Raw genomic sequence first — 18,200 nt, forward strand, 5'->3', positions numbered from 1 at the left:
TCCATCCTCCGCAACCTGTCCTCTCCCCCCTTGTGGGGGAGAGTTAGAGAGAGGGGTGCCGGCGCCGCCCTCTCCCGAGAAGACCGCAAACTCCGTCGCCAAGAGCCCCCATGCACCACACCCCACCCCCCGAAGCGATCGTCACCCGCACCACTTGCCCCTACTGCGGCGTCGGCTGCGGCGTGCTGGCGACCGTGTCGCCGGAGGGCGGTGTTTCGGTCTCCGGAGACCCGGACCATCCCGCCAATCTCGGACGTCTCTGCGCCAAAGGCGCGGCCCTCGCCGAGACGCTGTCGCTCGACGACCGCCTCCTGCACCCCACCGTCCGCGGCGAGCGCACGACCTGGGACACGGCGCTCGACCATGTCGCCGAGCGCTTCGCGGCGACGATCGCCGAACACGGGCCGGACGCGGTGGCCTTCTATGTTTCGGGCCAACTCCTCACCGAGGACTACTACGTCGCCAACAAGCTGATGAAAGGCTTCATCGGCTCGGCCAACATCGACACCAATTCCCGCCTGTGCATGGCGTCCGCCGTCGCTGGCCACAAGCGCGCCTTCGGCACCGACACGGTGCCCGGCACCTACGAGGATCTCGAACTCGCCGACCTCGTGGTGCTGGTCGGCTCGAACCTCGCCTGGTGCCATCCGGTGCTGCACCAGCGGCTGATGGCGGCGAAGGCCGAGCGTCCGTCGATGACCATCGTCGTGATCGATCCCCGGCGGACGGCGACGGCGGAGACGGCCGACGTCCACCTCGCCATCGCTCCGGGCTCGGACGTGGCGCTGTTCTGCGGGCTGCTCGCGCATCTCGCCGAGACCGGTTCCCTGGATCGCGACTTCATCGACATGCATACGGAGGGGTTCGAGGCGACGCTTGCCGTGGCGACGGCAATCGGGTTTCAGGGCGCTGTCGACGCGACAGGGCTCGATCCGGCCGCCCTCTCAACCTTCTACAGTCTCTACGGCCGCACCGAGAAGGTCGTCACAGCCTTCAGCCAGGGCGTCAACCAGTCGACGTCGGGGACTGACAAGGTCAACGCCATCCTCAACTGCCATCTCGCCACCGGGCGGATCGGCAAGCCTGGCGCGTCGCCCTTCTCGATCACCGGCCAGCCGAACGCCATGGGCGGCCGCGAGGTGGGCGGGCTGGCGAACCAGCTCGCCGCTCATGGCGAACTGGCCGATGCCGGCGACAGGGCCGCTGTGCGCGGCTTCTGGTCGTCGCCGACCATCGCTTCCCGGCCTGGCCTCAAGGCCGTCGACCTGTTCCAGGCGGTCGGCGACGGGCGGGTGAAGGCCCTCCTTGTCATGGCGACCAATCCGGTCGATAGCCTGCCCGACGCCGACGCCGTCGCAGCGGCCCTCGCCCTCTGCCCGTTCGTGGTGGTGGTCGACGTGGCCCCGACCGATACCACCCGCTACGCCCACGTGCTCCTGCCCGCCGCCGCCTGGGGCGAGAAGGACGGAACCGTCACCAATTCGGAGCGCCGCATCTCGCGGCAGCGCGCCTTCCTGCCGTGGCCCGGCGACTCGCGGCCCGACTGGTGGATCCTCGCCGAGATCGGCCGGCGCATGGGGTTCGACGGCTTCGACTATCCGGGACCGGACGCGATCTTCCGCGAACACGCGGCCCTCTCCGGCGTGATGGCCGCCCGGGGTCGCGACTTCGACATCTCCGGCCTCGCCGATCTCTCCAAGCCCGCCTACGACGCACTGGAACCAGTCCGCTGGCCGGTTCCAGAGGCAGGGCACGGCCGCGAGCGCTTCTTCGCCGACGGCGGCGCCTTCCGCCCGTCCGGACGGCTCGCCTTCGTCCCGGTGGAGCCGAGACCGATGCCGCCGACATCCGCCGACCGGCGTTTCGTGCTCAACACCGGCCGCGTCCGTGACCAGTGGCACACCATGACCCGGACCGGAAAGACCGCAAGGCTGTCGGGGCACATCGCCGAGCCCTATTGCGAGATCCACCCCGCGGACGCAACCGACGCCGGGATCGAGCCGGCGACCGTGGTTGCCGTGACCTCCGCGCATGGCCGCGCCCTGGTGCGCGCGCTCGTCACCGATCGGGTGCTGCCGGGGACCGTCTTCGTGCCGATGCATTGGACCGACCGGTTCGCGTCTCGGGCGCGCATCGACGCGGTCGTCGCCCCGGCGACCGATCCGGTGTCGGGCCAACCGGGCCTGAAGTCGACCGCGGTCTCCGTCGAACCCGCTGGCATGGCCTGGTACGGCTTCGCCGTGTCCGCCCGGCACCCGAATGCCGCCGACGCGGACTATCACGCCCTCGCCCGCGCCAAGAACGGGTACCGGATCGAACTGGCGGGGCGGCGCACGCCTGCCGACTGGGCGGCGTTGGCGCGGCGTGTTCTCGGCCTGGACGAGAGCGAGGATTGCCTCGTCGCGGTGGAGGATCAGGGCGCCCATGTCTGGCGGTTCGCGCTGATGGAGGGCGGCAGGCTGCGCGGAGCAGTCTGGTTCTCCAGGCGTCCGGTCGCCGTGTCGCGCAGCTTCGCCGCAGATCTCCTGGCCGATAGTTCCGCCGGAGCCGTCAGCCTCGCCGGCCGACCGGGCAGGGACCTGCCGGATCAGGGCGCGATCGTCTGCTCGTGCTTTGATGTCGGCGTCAAGGCGATCGAAGCCGCCGTCCTGTCCGGCCGCTGCACCACCGTCGAGGCCGTCGGCGCGCTGTTGAAGGCTGGCACCAACTGCGGCTCGTGCCGCCCCGAAATCGGGAGGATCGTCCATGACGCGACCCATACGATCCCCGCGTGAGGCGATGCCGGCCCGGATGGGACGGCTCGCCAAGCTGCCGGTCTTCATGGATCTCCGTGGCCGCCGTGTGATCGTCGCCGGGGGCGGTGCCGGCGCCGCCTGGAAGGCCGAACTTCTCGCCGCTGCGGGGGCGGCCGTGGAGATCTATGCCGACGATCCATCGGACGAGATGCTCCAACTCCTTGCCCGCGGCGCCGACGACGGATCGTTGACGCTCCACCGACGGCCATGGGCGCTCGATGCATTCACGCCACGGCCCGCCTTCGGGCTCCTTGTTGCAGAGGGCGAGGCCGAAGCCCAGGCCTTCCGCTGCGCGGCCCGCGCGGCAGGCGTGACGGTCAACATCGTCGACAAGCCGGCCTATTGCGATGTGCAGTTCGGAACCATCGTCAACCGCTCGCCGGTCGTGGTCGGCATCTCGACCGACGGCGCTGCGCCGATCCTCGGCCAGACCATTCGCCGCCGCATCGAGACGCTGCTGCCCCCCGGCCTTGCCGATTGGGGCGCGCTCGCACGGCGCATCCGCGAGACGGTCAATGCCCGGTTGAAGCCGGGCGCCGAGCGGCGGCGGTTCTGGGAGATGCTCGCCGAGAAGGCCTTCGGTCCCCCGCCCACAGTCACCGACGAAGCCGACCTTCTCGCCAACGCGGATGCCATCGCCCGAGCGGACGGCCCGCGTGGCCGCGTCATCCTCGTCGGTGCGGGACCCGGGGATGCCGATCTCCTGACCCTGAAGGCTGTGCGCGCGCTTCAGTCGGCCGACGTGATCCTGTTCGACGATCTCGTCTCGGCCGACGTGTTGGAACTCGCCCGCCGCGAGGCCAAGCGCATGATGGTCGGCAAGCGGGGTGGCCGCGAGAGTTGCCGCCAGGAAGACATCAACGACCTGATGATCACGCTCGCCCGACAGGGAAAGCGGGTGGTCCGGCTCAAGGCCGGCGACCCGATGGTGTTCGGCCGCGCCGGCGAGGAGATCGCCCGGCTCGAGCGGGAGGGCATCCCGGTCGAGGTCGTCCCCGGCATCACCGCCGGCATCGCCCTCGCCAGCGCGCTCGGCGTGTCGCTGACCCACCGCGACACGGCCCACTCGCTCCGCTTCGTGACGGGCCATGCCAGGACCGGTCACTTCGACGACGGACTCGATTGGCGCGGATTGGCCGATCCGGAAACGACCCTGGTCGTCTACATGGGCGGGCGGACGGCTCCGCAGATCGCGACCCGCCTGATAGCCGAGGGCCTGTCGCCCGAGACCCCGGTCGTGCTCGGCTATTCCGTCGGCCAACCGGGGCAACGGCTCGTCCGCAGACACCTCGTCGACCTCGCCGCCCCCGAGGCCGTCGAACCTGGCCCTGCGATCGTCATCGGTATCGGCCGCGTATTCGCGGCCGTTCGATGCGCCGAGTGCGCTTCAGACGACAGGTCGAGGGCCAGTGATGCCCCCAATACCACGGCTTCAGCATGTTCAAACCAGGATTTTGGCTTTGAGCGTCTATCCGCATGTAAACGAATCCCCCTGTCAGGGCGTAGGAGCTGCGGTTGATTGACTCTTTGTTCTCAAAACCCTGTCTAGAGCGCTTTCCGACCTGATGGAATCATCAGGTCGACAAGAAATCGCTCCAGATTCAATATCCTGGAGCATTGTCTCATCGACCAAGTCTTTCAACTTGGTCGGACAATGCTCTAGGGGAATTGCCTCATCTGCTGGGTGAGGCGTTGACGGCCAGCAAAGACAGGATCTCGAAGAGGATCTGAGCCCCCGCGTGGGCGGTGTTCGTCGTGGCGTCGTATTGCGGGGCAACTTCGACCACGTCGCCGCCGATGATCGGAAGGCCCGCGAGACCGCGCAGGATGGTTTGCGCTTCGCGAGTCGTCAGACCGCCGATTTCCGGTGTGCCGGTGCCGGGCGCGAAGGCGGGATCCAGGCTGTCGATGTCGAAGGACACGTAGACCGGGCGATCGCCCACGGCGACCCGCGCCGCTTCCACGATGCCGTCGAGGCCGATCCGGCCGATCTCCTCGGCATGGATCACCGTCATGCCCGACGCGTAGGAAAACTCCCACAGGAATTCCGAGGAGCCGCGGATCCCGATCTGGATGGTGTGCCGCGGATCGAGCGCACCCTCCAGAACCGCCTGGCGGAACGGTCCGCCGTGGTGAAAGCGGCAGCCCTCGAACGGGCCGCTCGTGTCGCAGTGCGCGTCGATGTGGACCATGGCCACGGGCCCGTGTTTCGCGCCGATGGCCCGCAGGATGGGCAGCGAGATCGAATGGTCGCCGCCAACCGACAGCGGAATCACATTCTGGCCAATGATCGCGGCGACCGCCCGCTCGATGTCGTCGTGAGATCCGGAGAGGTCGTAGCGGCTGCGGAACGGGACGTCGCCGACGTCCGCGACCGCCATCTCGAACACGGGTGCGACCTTCAGGGCGTGGTTGTAGGGTCCGACACGCTCGATGCCGCGTAACGCCCGTGGCCCGAAGCGGCAGCCGTTGCGGTTGGTGATGCCGAGGTCCATCGGCATACCGAGAAGGGCGACGTCGAGCCCGCCGAAATCGGGAGCCGACCAGTCGATCACGCGCGCCGGCGCGTCGAGGAGCGTCGGAAAGCCCGCATAGGGGGCGATGCGCTTGCCCGTCGTCCGGTCGATGACCCGGCCCGCCACGGCGGCGAAATGCGGATCGTGGATCACGGATTCGGCGTCGCCGCCGAAGCGGGCGCGCAGAGCCTGCAGATGATCGTCGGCCATGGTTGTTCTATCCTTTCAAGGCGATCCGTCGGAACGACCGCCGATCGCCACCGTGGCATCCGGCGTCCAGGAGAGCGCAATCGGCGTTCCACGGCCGAGCGCGGCGTCGAAGCCGTGGAAGGGCAAGGTGGCCCACAGCGTTCGGCCGTCGGAAACTGCCGCCAACACCTCGACCGTCGCCCCTCCGGTCACGATGTCGATGATAGTGCCGTCAAGGCCGGTGTCGATGCCCGGCCGCATCGGTCGGATCTCGATCCGCTCCGGGCGTAGCGCCACGGTCGCCGCTTCACCCACAGCGAGTCGGTCGCTGGGATCGAGAGCGTGGCGAAGGATCCCGCTTCCGACGTCGATCATCGCCGCGCCATCCTCGATCGCAACGACCTGACCTTCCAGAATGTTGTTCCGGCCCAGAAAGCCCGCCGCAAAGCGGGTGCGAGGCCGCGCGTAAAGCGAGCTAGGGCTCCCGATCTCGATCAGTCGGCCGCCGTCCATGATGGCGATGCGGTCCGACAGGTTCATCGCTTCGTCCTGATCGTGGGTGACGTTGACGAAGGTCGTGCCGAGCGTCCGGTGCAGCCGCCGCAACTCGCCTTGAAGGTCCGCCTTGAGCTTGCGGTCGAGCGCCCCCATCGGCTCGTCGAGAAGAAGGATCTTCGGCCGGAAGGCCAACGCCCGGGCAAGCGCCACGCGCTGCTGCTGGCCGCCGGACAGCTCTCGCGGCTTGCGATCGGCCAGACCGTCCAGGCGAACGAGGTCGAGCACTTCGCGGACGCGGGCGTCCCGCTCGGCGCGACCAAGTCCCCGGACCTTCAGCGGAAAGGCGACGTTGCCGGCGACCGTCAGGTGGGGAAACAGTGCGTAGCCCTGAAACACGACACCGAAATCCCGCTTCTCGGCGGGATCGTTGGCGATGGAGCGACCGCCGCAGAAGATGTCGCCGTGGGTTGGCGAAACGAAGCCCGCGACCGCCATCAGGACGGTTGTCTTGCCCGAACCGGAGGGTCCGAGCAGTGTCAGGAACTCGCCGGCGGCGACGTCCAGCGTCACGTCGTCAAGGACGCGGGTCGACCCGTAGTCCTTGGTGAGGCCCCATATCTGGAGCGCCGCGCCGCTCATCGGCCGCTCCGCTGGCCTGAGCCGATCCGGCGAAGGGCGAGGGCGGCCGTCCCGATCACGACCGTCATCACGATCGTCACCACCGATACGGCAGCGACCGCCGGGTCGATGTTGTCGCGGATGCCCGACCAGATCTGGCGGGGCAGGGTGAAGACCGAGCGGGAGGATACGAACAACGTCACCACGATCTCGTCCCAGGAGATGATGAAAGCGAAGAGGCCGCCGGCCGCCATGGAGGGCACAAGGTTCGGCAGCAGCACGCTGGCGACCGTCCGCATCGGCCCCGCGCCGAGACTGCGGGCGGCCTGCTCGATCCGGGGATCGAGACCGGCGAGGCCGGCCGACACGGTGAGGAAGACGAAGGGCATCGACACGATCGCATGGGCGAGGATCACGCCCGGCACGGTGTCGAACAGGCCGAGCGTGACCCAGGCGCGCGACAGGGCCAGAGCGGTCACGACTGGCGGCGCGACCAGCGGCAGCAGGGCGAGCGCGCGGAGGGCTCCGACCGCAAAGCCCGTCGCCCGCCAGACGCCGACCGCCCCGCCGGTGCCGAGGATCAGCGCAAGGGCCGCGGACGCCAGCGCGACGAGGAAGCTGTCGGCGAAGGCGCGCAGCCACAGGGGATTGGTGAGGATCTCGCGATAGTGCCGAAGCGACAGCTCTTCGGTTGGTATCGCGACGTAGCGCGTTGGTGTGAGCGACACCGGCAGCGTGACGAACAGCGGCAGGGCGAGGAAGACGGACACAAGCACGGCGGCGATGAGAAAGGGCCGGCGGAGGGGAAGACGGTGTTCGTCCATCAGGCAAGCCCCCGGCCTACCCCGCCGAGCCGGGTCAGAACCCCGACCGCGACGAGGGTTAGCGCAAGCAGCACCGCTGCCTGGGCCGCCGCAAAGCCCCAGCGCAAGGTCTGCAGCACGTTGACGCTGACATATTCCGACAGCATGACCACCCGACCGCCTCCGAGCAATGCCGGGGTGACGAAGAAGCCGAGCGAGAACACGAAGACGATCAGAACGGCAGCCAGAACCCCAGGCAAGGTGATCGGCAGCAGGATGGTGAAGAAGGTCCGCCGTTCCGAAGCGCCGAGGCTGCGAGCGGCAGCCACCACCCGCATGTCGATCTGCCGGAAGGCGGCGTAGAGCGGCAGGACCGCGTAGGGCGTCAGATAGTGGACCATGCCGATCACGACGCCGAGCTGGTTGCGGAGCAGGGGCAGCGGTTCCGGCACGATGCCGATGCCGATCAGCGCCTGGTTGACGATCCCGTTGCCCTGCAGAAGGATCATCCAGGAGAAGGCACGGATCAGCGCGGAGACCCAGAAGGGCATGAGAACCGCGGCCAGAAGGACGATCCTCAGCCGGTCGCCGGCCGCCACCAGCCCGTAGGCGGTCGCATAGCCGAAGACGACCGATATGAGCGTGGTGATGGCGCAGATCTCCAGCGTCGTCGCGAACACGCGGCTCGGACCCACTGCGGTGAAGAGCCTGACGTAGTTGCCGAACCCCGGTGCTGGGTCGGTGACGCTGAGCGCGAGCACACCGATCAGCGGCACGCAGTAGAATGCCATCACCACTGCCGCAAGCGGCAGGGCGAACAGGCCGTAGCGGCCGAGCCCGGCGACCGCGCCGCCGGGCGGCCGCCGGGCTTGCAAGCTTTGGATCGTCGCCACGGACGGTCAGGCCGAGATCAGATCGAGCCACTCGGTGAGAAGATCGTCGTAGTGCTCGGCATACCACGGTGTGTTGACGATGAAGGACTTGTCCAGGTGCGACATCGGGTTGATCCGCTTCTGTTCGGCGGTGAGGAGGGCGTCGGCGGCCGGATTGGCCGGCCCGTTGCCGAGTGTTTCGAGCAGCATGATCTGCTGTTCGGCGGATTGAGAGGAGGCGATGAAGCGCATGGAGGTCGCGACATCCGGCGCGCCCTTGGGCACCAACCAACAGCCGGTGGCCAGCACGTGGTCCGTCCAGATCCAGCCGATATCGCCGCCGCTGTCGCGCTCCAGCACCGACGCGCGGGTGTTCCAGATCGCGCCGATGTCCACTTCACCGTCCAGGAAGAGCTGCTGGCTCTGCCCGCCGGTTTCCCAGAGCACCAGATCGTCGCCGAGCGCCTTCACTTGGGTGCCGATCAGGTCCATGTCGGGCGGATAGATGGCATCGCGAGCCTTGCCGGCGCCCAGCATGCAGACCTCCGGCACGCCGCCGAGCCACTTCCACATGGTCCGCTTGCCGGGGAACTTCTCGGTGTCGAACAGGTCGGCCCAGCTGGTCGGAGGGGTCGGGTACTTGCTCTTGCGATAGGCGAGCACATAGGAGAAGGCGTAGTTCGCCACCCCGTGCTCCCAGATCATCCAGTCGTGGAGCTTGTCCTTGCTGACGACGGAGTAGTCGATGGGTTCCAGATACCCCGCCTTGCCGAGTTGATCGGCGTAGAAGCCGTCGCCGTCGGACACGTCCCAGATGACGTTCTTCTCGTCGACCATCTTCTTGATGTTACCCGGCAGCGGCCCGGCCCCGTCGAAGACGACGTTCACGCCGGATGCGGCGGTGAAGGGCGCACCCCAGGCTTCGCCCATGAACTTCACCGCATCACCGCCGAAGTTCGCGACCGTGATCGTCTTGTCCGCGGCGAGGGCTCTGCCGGCCGGTCCGGCGACCATCGCGCCGGCGCCGAGGGCGGTCAGACAGCGAAGAAAGGTGCGCCGGTCGATCCGGCCCTTGGCGAACAGTTCGCCGGCGAGGTCCACCATGTCCCGACGGTGGCTTCGTACGTCGTGTCTCCTGCTGGTCATGGCTGGATCCCTCTGTCGCTGAAGGCTGCGGCCCTTGCCGTCAGCCCTCCGTTTTTCTACTGTCGACCGTAGATGATGCGGCGCAGCGGCGCGGATTGAATTTTGCCAATCCTCACTTGAGCGGAGGCTGAACTGTCGGCACCGATCGAACCGGCGCTCATCCGCCGCAGCTTCCGCGGCAATCTCTCCGAGGTGGACATCCGCTTGCTGAGGGTGTTCCGCACCGTGGTCGAACGTGGCGGGTTCTCCGCCGCGGAGGTCATGCTCAACAAGTCGAAGTCGGCGATCAGCCTCGACATCTCCAACCTGGAGCAGCGACTCGGCGCCGTCTTGTGCGTCCGCGGACGCGGCGGCTTCGCGCTGACGGAAGAAGGCCAGATCGTCTATCTGGCCTCGCTGCAACTGTTCCATGACCTCGACAAGTTCCGCGACCGGATTGCCAACGGCCTGCAACGGCTGACCGGGACGGTTTCGATGTTGCTCCTCGACAACATCGTCACCATCGCCAGCCAACCCCTGTCGAATGCGCTCGCCGTCTTCGGCAAGCGCCATCCGGCGGTCGAGCTCAAGCTGGAATCGGCGAATTCGCTGGCCGTCGAGCGCGGCATTCTGGAGGGAGAGGCCGACATCGGCATCGCGGTGGTGCCGCGACCGCTGGCGACGCTCGTCACTTTTCCGCTGTTCCGCGAGGAGCTCCGCCTCTACTGCGGTCGCGACCACCCGCTCTACGCCAGCGAACCGGGTGCGCTCGACCCGGAACGCGTGTTCGACTATCCGCTGATCGAGCCGAGCGTAATCGACGATCCCGTCTTCGCCGCGAAACTGGAGAACTTTCGGATCTCGGGGCGGGCCAACAGCATCGACTCGCGCGTCCTGCTCGTCCTCAGCGGCATGCACCTCGGCTTCCTGCCGCCGGAGTTCGCCGAGCCGTGGATCGCGACCGCGGAGCTTCGCGAGGTGCCGCTCCCGGAGATGAGGACCGCGAACACCTTCTACGCCATCATCAAAAAGTCGACCCGGCAAACGGCGGCGGCGCAGCGTCTGCTGCAGACGATCCTCGGCGAGTTCAAGGCGCGTTCCGTCGGCTTGCCGGCCGACGCGTGACGGCGGATCGCCCAACGCGCATCATAGGGAGGCGGCCGGCGCATCCAAGTTGAGCCAGATCTCCTCCACCATGGCGCGGAGATCGAGCGCTTCGCGGCGGCGGTCCGAGAGTTCGTTGCCGTCGGCGTCCGTGATGGCGTATTCGCGGGGTCCGAGTTCGCTGAGGAAGATCACCTCGTCGCCGTCCTCCGCCCGAGCCTTCCAAGCGGAGAGGCCGTGCCGCCACCAGCGGAGGAAGGTCTCGACCCAGATGCGGTGCTGCGGGAAATGCAGCGGCACCTGGACCTGGTTGCGCGTGGCGACCCGGCCCTGGAACGATCCGGACCGCTCCAGGATCGTCCGGACCATGGCTTCGTAGTCCGGCGTGATCGGCTGCATCATCTCCCGGTCGACGACATAGTGGGACAGGTCGGCCGACAGCCGCATCTCGGGTATGTGCTCGATCAGTTGCAGCGTTGTGTAGAGGTCGTTGGTCAGGCAGTTGCGATGGGTCTCGAACTGGATCGGCATGCCTTCGCGATCCGCCATCTCGAGCCAGCGCATCGCGACCGGGATCATGTCGGCGAGGCGGAGCGGCATGACCTGGCCGACCACGATCACGAAGGGCGCTCCGATGGCGCGACCGAGGGCGAGGGCCGGCCGAAGCTCCTCGATCGTCCTCGGAAAGGCGGTCAGCAAGCCGGCGAGCCCCGTCCGCTCGTAGTGCGGAATGCACGCCCGGGCCTCTTCCAGCGACAGCGCGCCGAGATCGATGGCCATGCCCTTCCAGCCGTCCGCCTTCACCTGGTCGAACCGCTCGCCCACCGGCCGCTCGGGTCGGCCGGGATGACGGTCCTCCGTGGCCCAGAGCGACTGGTAGAAGCCGATCGTCGCCATGGCGGTTCAGTCCTCGAGCTTCAGACCGAGCGGGTTGCGGACATTGTCGGCCGGGGCGACCGGCTCCAGGTCCACGTCGTCGCTGATCCAGACCCGGTCCGACGGATAGTCCGCTTCGGTCCGGCCGCTCAGGAAGGCGCGGATCGCCTTCCACTGGAAGCCGAGATAGGTCATCTCCTCGGGCCTGCGGCCGCGGTCGGTGAAGATCGACCGGTGAAGGCGGGCGAGATTGTAACAGGGCACCCCCGGAAACGCGTGGTGGGCGGTGTGGTACTGCATGTTCCACGCCAGCCAGCGCATCACTCCGTTGGTGCGCGTCGACCGCGTGTTGAGCGTGATATCGTCAACGTGCGGCAGGCCCAGATGCTCGATCGTGTTCTGAAGCTGGTGCACGACCTTCGTGACCATCATCGGCGCGAGCCAGTGCGTCACCGCGAGCCAGCTTCCGGTCGCCACCGAGACCGCGGCGATCGCCCCATAGCCGAGAAGGTGCAGCCGCCCTTCGCGGATGACGTCCGCCTTGCGGCGTTCGGGGATGTAGGGCTCGCTGACGACGCCCGCCGAGAAGCGCAGGATGCGGCGGATGCGGGTGTACCAGTAGGTCGGACCCAGCACCCAGAGCAGGTAGGACTTGAAGTCGTAGGGCGGGCGCGCGAGTTCGCCGTCCTTCTCCCAGTTCTGGGTGAACCGGTGGTGCGCGAAGTGCTGGATCTGGTCGAAGTCGCGCGGATAGAGCAGCACGAATCCGAACAGGCGCCCGAACCACTCGTTCAGGAGCTTCGACGAGAACACCGTCGCATGGCTGAACTCGTGCTGGCCGGCGTAGAGGAAGTTGAGGAGCACCCCGTGAACGATGAAGACGGGGACCACCCACCAACTGCCCCAGGTCAGGGTAAGCAGCACGCCGGTCGACAGGATCGCGCCGAGGTGGCTGACGACCTGCACCGCGCCGCGCAGATCCGATTTCGAGGAGAGATCCCGCAGCGTATCCCGCATGATCATGTCCCGCCTGGCGAAAACCTCATCCATGTCGCACCTCTTCCCGGCCACGCCGGCCGCTCCCGATATCCCGGCACGACTATCGGGCGGACGGTAGCCGGCGACGATGCGAAGCTGCAAAACGGTTGTTGAGCGCGGGCGAAACTATCTCTCGCACGCTCGCCGACGGCGGCCGCTGGAAGTCTGACGAGGCTTCCGGTCGGCTGATAACCGAAGATCTGCCGCGTCGGTCGGAGCACGCCGTCCTGGTGCTCTGACCGCATCGCCGCGCTTCCCGGACGCGCCAGAGCATTCTCCGATCAAGGTGCACGACTTGATCGGAGAATGCTCCAGGCTTTTCAATCTGGAGGGATTTCTTGTCGACCTTACGATTCCGTCAGGTCGGAAAGCGCTCGAGCCATGGTCACGCGTCACGCTAACCTGCGGCTCGCTTTCGTCGTCGCAGTGCTTGTTTGGTCCTTATCTGTAAAACGGCGCTCTCGTTTTCGACTTCGAATAGTACAAACCCGTGCGGGTTGCCGATGTGGAACCGCGTGCGTCGGCGGCGGCGAAGATGTCGCGCGCCTTGGAGTACTGGCGGGTGTTGTAGTAGGCCCAGCCTCGCAGCACGGCGAGATCCTGGGTTTCCTTGCCGGACGCGGCGATCTTCTCCAGGAGGCTGATCGCCTCCTGGTAGCGCTTGCCCTCGTAGAGGGCCACGGCCTGGCGCGTGTCGCTGGCGCTCTCCTTCGGCCGCTTGTTCAGCCACACGCGAACCTGTCCACCATCGGATGCCACGGAGGCGTTCGCGACGCTGTCCTTCAAGGCGGCGATGGACGGGTAGCGCGGGGCGAGTTCGGCCAGGAGCGTGGCGGCCCGGCTCCGCTCACCAAGGCTTTGTGCGGTGAGCACGGCGCCGAGATGGGCGCCTTCGCTTTCCAGAACACTCAGCGATTGCTCGAACCACTGTTTGGCGGCCTTGAAGTCCTTGGTGTTGTAGCGATACCAGCCGAGGGCCTCGGCACCGAAAGCCGAATGCGTCGCCCGCACGGCCTCTTCCATTGCGGCCAGGCGATCGGCCGGATAGGCGGCCGCCCCGATCGTGGTGAGGGCCGCGGCCGTCACCTCCACGTGGAGTTTCGCCAGGTCGGGCGAAAGCGCCCGCGCGCGGTAGGCAAGGTCCTCGGCCGCTCGCTGATCGCCCTTGCGCTGCAAGGTGAGGATGAGGCCTTCGATCGCCTTCGGGTCTTCGGCAAAGCCGGCCGCCGTCCTGAACCAGGTCTCGGCCACGTCGAGGTTCGCCGCCGCATAGTGATACCAGCCGAGAAGTCCGGCGTCCGCCGACGAGCGGGTCTGGCGCGCAAGCAGTTCCAGGCGGGCGAGATCGGCCGGCGCCGCGGCGAATGCGGCGGCTTGTGGCGGGGCGACGACCAGGGGATCCGGTCCCGTCGTCAGGGCGGCGAGCGGGGCCGGGGCGACGGCCGGCACGGCGGACGGGATCACCGCCGCGACACGCCGGCGGACGCGATCGTCGAGCACGGCCTGAAACTCGTTCGTGCCGTCGGCGTTGGTCGCCCCGGTGGCGATCAGACGATCCACCGCCGTCTCCGGCAGCACCAGGCTCGCCTTCTGGACGGTTGCAAGCCGTTGCGGGGCGTCGGCGCAGCGCGTGAGCGCGTAGTCGAAGGCGGTCAGAGACTTCTCCACGTCGCCCAGGCGGCCCAAGGCCTCGGCGACACTCCAGACGATGTCGATCCGGGCACAGGACAGGAGCGTCGGGCGGCTGCGGGCCGCTTCCACCACGCCGGCGTCATTGCCCATGTTCGAGGCCGCCACCAGGCGGGCCACCGTCTCGCCGTCCGCCAGTGCGTCGAGGAGGTCGTTCGGCAACGGGGCATCCGGATTGTTCGTCCGGATCTCCTTGAGGGCGACGTGGAGGTCGGCGTAGCGGCCCTCCGCATAGAGCGCCCAAAGCGGGCCCACATCGATGTCAGGCGCCCGATCGGTCGCGTAGAGGTCGACGGGAGGCGTCCATCCCGGGTTTTCCGTCTGCAGGCGCCGGATCTCGGCGGCGATCCGGGCAGCGTCGTTCTGCGCGGCGTAGTAGCGAAGCGCCGACTCGTCCACCTGAACCGGCGGTGCGGGCGGCGGCGGCAGAGGGCCGAACAGCGCCAGGGGCGGAACCGTGCCGGCGGCCGGCTTCACCTGTTCGGCGTTGACGGTCGGAACAAGCGCGAGGGCGAACGCGGTGCCGAGGAGAAAGCGCTTCAAAGGCATGCGCCGTTTCCTTCTGAATGACCGATGAGGGCGAGAAGACCCAGTGTGGCCGGGTAGTAGAGATCGTCCGACACCGACGTGGCCGCAGATGATGCGGCCTCTCCCCCGGCAGGGTCGCCCGGGGCTATGCAGCGGGCCAGACCGATGACGAGCCGGTAGCCGTTCCCGCCGAGCGGTTCGCCGGCCGTCCCGGTCGCCACGTCGACGACCGAGGGTCCGGCGGTCTCGGCAAGCGAGAGGTAGCCGTCGAGCGGCGCCAGGTCGAAGGCGATCGCATCCGGCAGAAGCGCCAGATAGAGCGGGATGCGGATGCTCTCGTAGCCGAACACCGGCTTGAAACCGCTTGCCGGCTGCGGACTGTCGCCGGACAGCGACAGCCAATCGGTCGGCAGGTGCCGCGGACCGAAGCGGGCCGCCTGGAGCAAAGCCCGGCCGCTGTCCTCCACGCCGCGCCAGTCCAGGTCCGGCGTCAGGGGCTGGAGCGCGCGAAGGGCGGGGAAGACCCAGTAGGAAAGGTTCACGATCGGACCGTCAGGCCGATCCTTGGCGGTGAACCCCATGCGGCCGGGCAGCAGCACCCGGCCGAAACGGGTCTCGATGGTCGCCTCCTCCCAGATCGCCCGGGCGATGGCGCGCGCCTCGTCGCGAAGGGAGGCGTCCGACCATTTGTCGGCGCCGAGCGCCAGGCCCCACGCCATGAGAAGATCGCCATCCGTGGCGTTGTTCGGGTCGCCGACCGGCGGATCGGCGGCCGGGTCGTAGCGCCAGGCGGAGAGGCGCGAGCCCTCGACGGCGAGGTGCGCGCGCGCGAAGGCGCGAATGGCGTCGAAGGCAGGCCGATCGTTCAGGAAGGCCGCGAGCACCAGGCCGTAGCCCTGGCCCTCGGAATGGGAAATCCCGCGGTTCGCATTGTCGACCAGCCGGCCGCTCGGATCGAGATGCCGACGCTTGTAGTCGCTCCAGCGGTCCGCGAGGGCGGCCACGGTCGGCTCGGCCTTGGGCGCCGCCAGGGCAGGGGCGAGTGACAGCACCGTAAAGAGGGCTGCGACCAGGGGGACGAGGGCGCGCATCATCGCTCGACGCGCGGACGAGAGAGGGCCGCGCCGATGAAGCCGAGGAGGACGCCGAGGCCGAGGACGATCAGGGTGTAGAGCCCGGCCTCGTCGGTCAGCCATCCGGCGAGCGTGAGCCGGGCATTGCCGAGATCCAGCGGTCGGGTGCCGAAGAGAACCGGCTTCACCGCCGGACGGGTCTCGATCGTGTCTCCATCGGCGCGAAGGACCGTTCGGGCGCCGCCGATGGCGTTCCAGTCGTCCTTTGTGGCGAGGCGATTGAAGCCAGCCTCCATGGAGGGCGTGTCTTCCGCCGAGATGACGGTCCAGACAACCGGCTGAACGCCCTCGGCGAATGCTGTCCAGGCCGGCGCGTCCGGGGGCAGAACGGCGGACTGCGCGAGGATCAGGTCGCCCGATGCAAGCGGCGCCATCGGCGGCGCGCTCCGCCGTCCCGCGGCGCGATCCAGCCAGCGGTCGGCCACCGGTCGCCAGTCGATGGCGACGAGCGACTTGAAATCGAACCGTTCGACGGACTCGGCGGCGGGCCGGAACGCCTCCACAAGACGCGGCGAGAAGATGCTGGAGGGCGTTTCGGCCACCGCCTCTTCGGGCACGGCGAACCGGCCGGTGGTCGTCTTGAACGGGTTGTCGGCGACCGGACTCGAGGCGGGCTCGGAAACCGCCGGTGCCAGGGAGACCCGATTGCCCGACCGGAGGTCGGCAGGTCCGCTGCCGCCGGTGACGAACGACGGATCGGCGTGGTGCGCCAGGAAGGAAGGCAGTGCCGAGCGTGGCGCGACCACCAGACCGCCCGGGTCCGTCGGCCGGGGCTGGCTGAACCTGAGATCCAGCGGCACCGCGATGCCGAGCGCGACGGTCGCCCGCATGGCCATGGTCAGGCCGATTCCGAGCGTCGTGGCGTCCTGGTTCAGCACGTAGATCACCATCGGGCGACCGGGCGTGCTGTGCGGAAACCCGTATCCGACCACCCCGCCGAGTTCCGGCAAGGCACCCGTGTGCGCCAAGGCGGGGATTTCCAGGCGCGTGGTGTCCATTAACGCGAAGCGCGGCGACTGGTCGGCGGCGGTCGGGTCGCAGATCCTGTCGGCGGGCGTGCTCGTCCGGGATTCGAAGGTGAGCGTGTTGTCGCCCGGATGGAAGACGGTCAGCGGCAGCTTGACCTCGTGATCCTCGAACACGCCGCCATCCCGGGCTGCCAGATCGATGGTGGCGGCCTCACGGCCGTTGACGTGCACGGTGAAGGTGCTGTCCGTGTCCAGACCACCGGCATAGCCCCCGTCGAGACGGAGGATGGCCGCGCCGTAGCCGGCCAGATAGGCATCGGGCGGCAAGGTCAGCCGGACGCTGTCGGTGAAGCGGCGTCCCGATACGGTCGCGCTCTCGAAGCCAAGGTCGCCGAGGCTGACGTTCGCTCCGCCGTCGAGGGGGCGCCCCACTTCGTCCGCCAACGCCGCAAGGCCGTCGACCGAGCCGACGGGAGCGCGCATGGACCCCTGCAGCGCGCGGGCGGCGGCGTCGATCGCCTCGGGCGTGTCGCCGACGACAAGGACTTCCACCCGGCGCGCCATGGTGGTCGAGGTTCTGACCACGATGCCGGGCACCAGCTGGCGGCCACCCTCCGCCACCAGGGCGGCGGCTTCGGCAACGCTGGCGCGACGGACCTCCAGACCCGGGTCGCCGGTAGGGGCGGTGAGGATGTCCACGCGGGGAGACCAGGACCAGCCGGCCAGCATGAGGCTCTGGACGGCGCGCACCGTGGCGTCAAGGAGGAGGCGCTCCTCCCCCGCCGGTACCACCAGGCGGACATGCCCGGGCGCGCCGGCGCTTTCCAGCAGCGCCGGCAGGTGGGCCAGCGGGTCGGTCGTGGTGGATGCCGCCACTTCGCTGACGAAACCGGTCTGGACGGCGTCGAGCCGGGTCCAGAGCTCGAAGGTGCCCGTGATCGAGCAGTCGACCCGATGGCGCCCTTCCGCCACCACCGTCACGGCATTGAAGCCCGCGACCGCAAGACCCGCCGGCATCGGCAGGCGCATCGGCTGGCCGACCACCAGGTCCTCACCGTTCAGGATGGCGATCGCACGCCCGTTGATGAGGACGGTCAGCGTTGCGGCCTGCGGCAGCGCCGATACGGAGCGGTCGGCGAGGGTCAGTCCGAAGGCCTGGACCGTCCCCGCCTCCGAGGGCGTGAGATAGATCGGAAGCGTGAGCCGATCATACTCCCCGCGAAGGACGAGGCTTTCCGGCGCGGCCGGCAAGGGGCGGATCACCCCACGCCGGCCACCGGCCGGCGGCTCGCCGACATTGCTCGTCAGCACCAGGGTTTCAGCCGGGACGACAGGGGCCTCCACCGCGTGGGCCGCCGTGACGGTGGAGACGGCCAGTCCGACCCAAGCGGACAGCGAAACGGAAAGGATGGAGCGCATGCGGCGGTGGTCTCTTTTCGCGTGCGGAT

13 protein-coding genes are annotated in these 18,200 nt (G+C 68.3%); 3 read left to right on the plus strand and 10 right to left on the minus strand.

Annotation, left to right across the window (positions count from 1 at the left end):
• Nucleotides 1-110: 110 nt before the first annotated feature.
• The gene (locus BUQ68_RS17720) at nt 111-2,774 is read left to right on the plus strand and encodes a nitrate reductase (RefSeq protein WP_075217346.1); all 2,664 of its coding nucleotides are present in this window, start codon (nt 111-113) and stop codon (nt 2,772-2,774) included.
• Nucleotides 2,746-4,314, plus strand: coding sequence for a siroheme synthase CysG (gene cysG, locus BUQ68_RS17725; RefSeq protein ID WP_083656683.1), 1,569 nt, complete (start codon nt 2,746-2,748; stop codon nt 4,312-4,314). Before BUQ68_RS17720 ends, cysG begins: the two co-directional genes overlap by 29 nt.
• Nucleotides 4,315-4,468: 154 nt before the next feature.
• Here cysG and speB read toward each other — a convergent pair whose 3' ends face one another.
• The 5 genes from speB to BUQ68_RS17750 are packed head-to-tail and all read right to left on the minus strand — an operon-like array spanning nt 4,469 to nt 9,437.
• Nucleotides 4,469-5,521 carry an agmatinase gene (speB, locus tag BUQ68_RS17730; protein ID WP_075217348.1) on the minus strand — a complete coding sequence of 351 codons (1,053 nt, stop codon included), beginning with the start codon at nt 5,519-5,521 and terminating at the stop codon, nt 4,469-4,471.
• A gap of 15 nt (nt 5,522-5,536) precedes the next feature.
• The gene (locus tag BUQ68_RS17735) at nt 5,537-6,637 is read right to left on the minus strand and encodes an ABC transporter ATP-binding protein (RefSeq protein ID WP_075217349.1); all 1,101 of its coding nucleotides are present in this window, start codon (nt 6,635-6,637) and stop codon (nt 5,537-5,539) included.
• Nucleotides 6,634-7,440, minus strand: a complete 807-nt coding sequence (locus tag BUQ68_RS17740; RefSeq protein WP_075217350.1) for an ABC transporter permease — start codon at nt 7,438-7,440, stop codon at nt 6,634-6,636. Before BUQ68_RS17740 ends, BUQ68_RS17735 begins: the two co-directional genes overlap by 4 nt.
• A complete protein-coding gene (locus tag BUQ68_RS17745; protein ID WP_210215658.1) occupies nt 7,440-8,294 on the minus strand; it encodes an ABC transporter permease in 855 nt (284 codons plus the stop codon). Before BUQ68_RS17745 ends, BUQ68_RS17740 begins: the two co-directional genes overlap by 1 nt.
• Nucleotides 8,295-8,318: 24 nt before the next feature.
• Nucleotides 8,319-9,437: an ABC transporter substrate-binding protein gene (locus BUQ68_RS17750; protein WP_075217351.1), complete on the minus strand. Its 1,119-nt coding sequence runs from the start codon at nt 9,435-9,437 to the stop codon at nt 8,319-8,321.
• Nucleotides 9,438-9,641: 204 nt separating this feature from the next.
• On the opposite strand from BUQ68_RS17750, the gene BUQ68_RS17755 reads away from it, so the two are divergent.
• A complete protein-coding gene (locus BUQ68_RS17755) occupies nt 9,642-10,541 on the plus strand; it encodes a LysR family transcriptional regulator (protein WP_139315268.1) in 900 nt (299 codons plus the stop codon).
• A 21-nt stretch (nt 10,542-10,562) separates the two neighbouring features.
• Here BUQ68_RS17755 and BUQ68_RS17760 read toward each other — a convergent pair whose 3' ends face one another.
• The 5 genes from BUQ68_RS17760 to BUQ68_RS17780 form a co-directional block, all read right to left on the minus strand.
• Nucleotides 10,563-11,417 carry a xylose isomerase gene (locus BUQ68_RS17760; RefSeq protein ID WP_075217353.1) on the minus strand — a complete coding sequence of 285 codons (855 nt, stop codon included), beginning with the start codon at nt 11,415-11,417 and terminating at the stop codon, nt 10,563-10,565.
• 6 nt (nt 11,418-11,423) lie between these two features.
• A complete protein-coding gene (locus BUQ68_RS17765; protein ID WP_075217354.1) occupies nt 11,424-12,446 on the minus strand; it encodes a fatty acid desaturase in 1,023 nt (340 codons plus the stop codon).
• Nucleotides 12,447-12,875: 429 nt separating this feature from the next.
• Nucleotides 12,876-14,672: a hypothetical protein gene (locus BUQ68_RS17770; RefSeq protein ID WP_139315269.1), complete on the minus strand. Its 1,797-nt coding sequence runs from the start codon at nt 14,670-14,672 to the stop codon at nt 12,876-12,878.
• Nucleotides 14,663-15,742, minus strand: a complete 1,080-nt coding sequence (locus BUQ68_RS17775; protein WP_175577844.1) for a family 8 glycosyl hydrolase — start codon at nt 15,740-15,742, stop codon at nt 14,663-14,665. Before BUQ68_RS17775 ends, BUQ68_RS17770 begins: the two co-directional genes overlap by 10 nt.
• On the minus strand, nt 15,742-18,171 hold the full coding sequence (locus BUQ68_RS17780) for a cellulose biosynthesis cyclic di-GMP-binding regulatory protein BcsB (RefSeq protein ID WP_075217357.1): 2,430 nt from the start codon (nt 18,169-18,171) through the stop codon (nt 15,742-15,744). The genes BUQ68_RS17775 and BUQ68_RS17780 overlap by 1 nt, the downstream gene beginning before the upstream one ends.
• Between the last annotated feature and the right edge of the window lie 29 nt (nt 18,172-18,200).

The sequence above is a fragment of the Mongoliimonas terrestris genome (assembly GCF_001927285.1).
Lineage (GTDB): Bacteria > Pseudomonadota > Alphaproteobacteria > Rhizobiales > Pleomorphomonadaceae > Chthonobacter > Chthonobacter terrestris.

Excerpts from the sequence above, each read along its gene's own strand:
- BUQ68_RS17775 (WP_175577844.1), bottom strand. The coding sequence starts at position 15,742 with ATGCGCGCCCTCGTCCCCCTGGTCGCAGCCCTCTTTACGGTGCTGTCA.
- BUQ68_RS17760 (WP_075217353.1), bottom strand. The coding sequence starts at position 11,417 with ATGGCGACGATCGGCTTCTACCAGTCGCTCTGGGCCACGGAGGACCGT.
- BUQ68_RS17750 (WP_075217351.1), bottom strand. The coding sequence starts at position 9,437 with ATGACCAGCAGGAGACACGACGTACGAAGCCACCGTCGGGACATGGTG.
- BUQ68_RS17735 (WP_075217349.1), bottom strand. The coding sequence starts at position 6,637 with ATGAGCGGCGCGGCGCTCCAGATATGGGGCCTCACCAAGGACTACGGG.
- cysG (WP_083656683.1), top strand. The coding sequence starts at position 2,746 with ATGACGCGACCCATACGATCCCCGCGTGAGGCGATGCCGGCCCGGATG.
- speB (WP_075217348.1), bottom strand. The coding sequence starts at position 5,521 with ATGGCCGACGATCATCTGCAGGCTCTGCGCGCCCGCTTCGGCGGCGAC.
- BUQ68_RS17740 (WP_075217350.1), bottom strand. The coding sequence starts at position 7,440 with ATGGACGAACACCGTCTTCCCCTCCGCCGGCCCTTTCTCATCGCCGCC.
- BUQ68_RS17770 (WP_139315269.1), bottom strand. The coding sequence starts at position 14,672 with ATGCCTTTGAAGCGCTTTCTCCTCGGCACCGCGTTCGCCCTCGCGCTT.
- BUQ68_RS17780 (WP_075217357.1), bottom strand. The coding sequence starts at position 18,171 with ATGCGCTCCATCCTTTCCGTTTCGCTGTCCGCTTGGGTCGGACTGGCC.
- BUQ68_RS17720 (WP_075217346.1), top strand. The coding sequence starts at position 111 with ATGCACCACACCCCACCCCCCGAAGCGATCGTCACCCGCACCACTTGC.
- BUQ68_RS17765 (WP_075217354.1), bottom strand. The coding sequence starts at position 12,446 with ATGGATGAGGTTTTCGCCAGGCGGGACATGATCATGCGGGATACGCTG.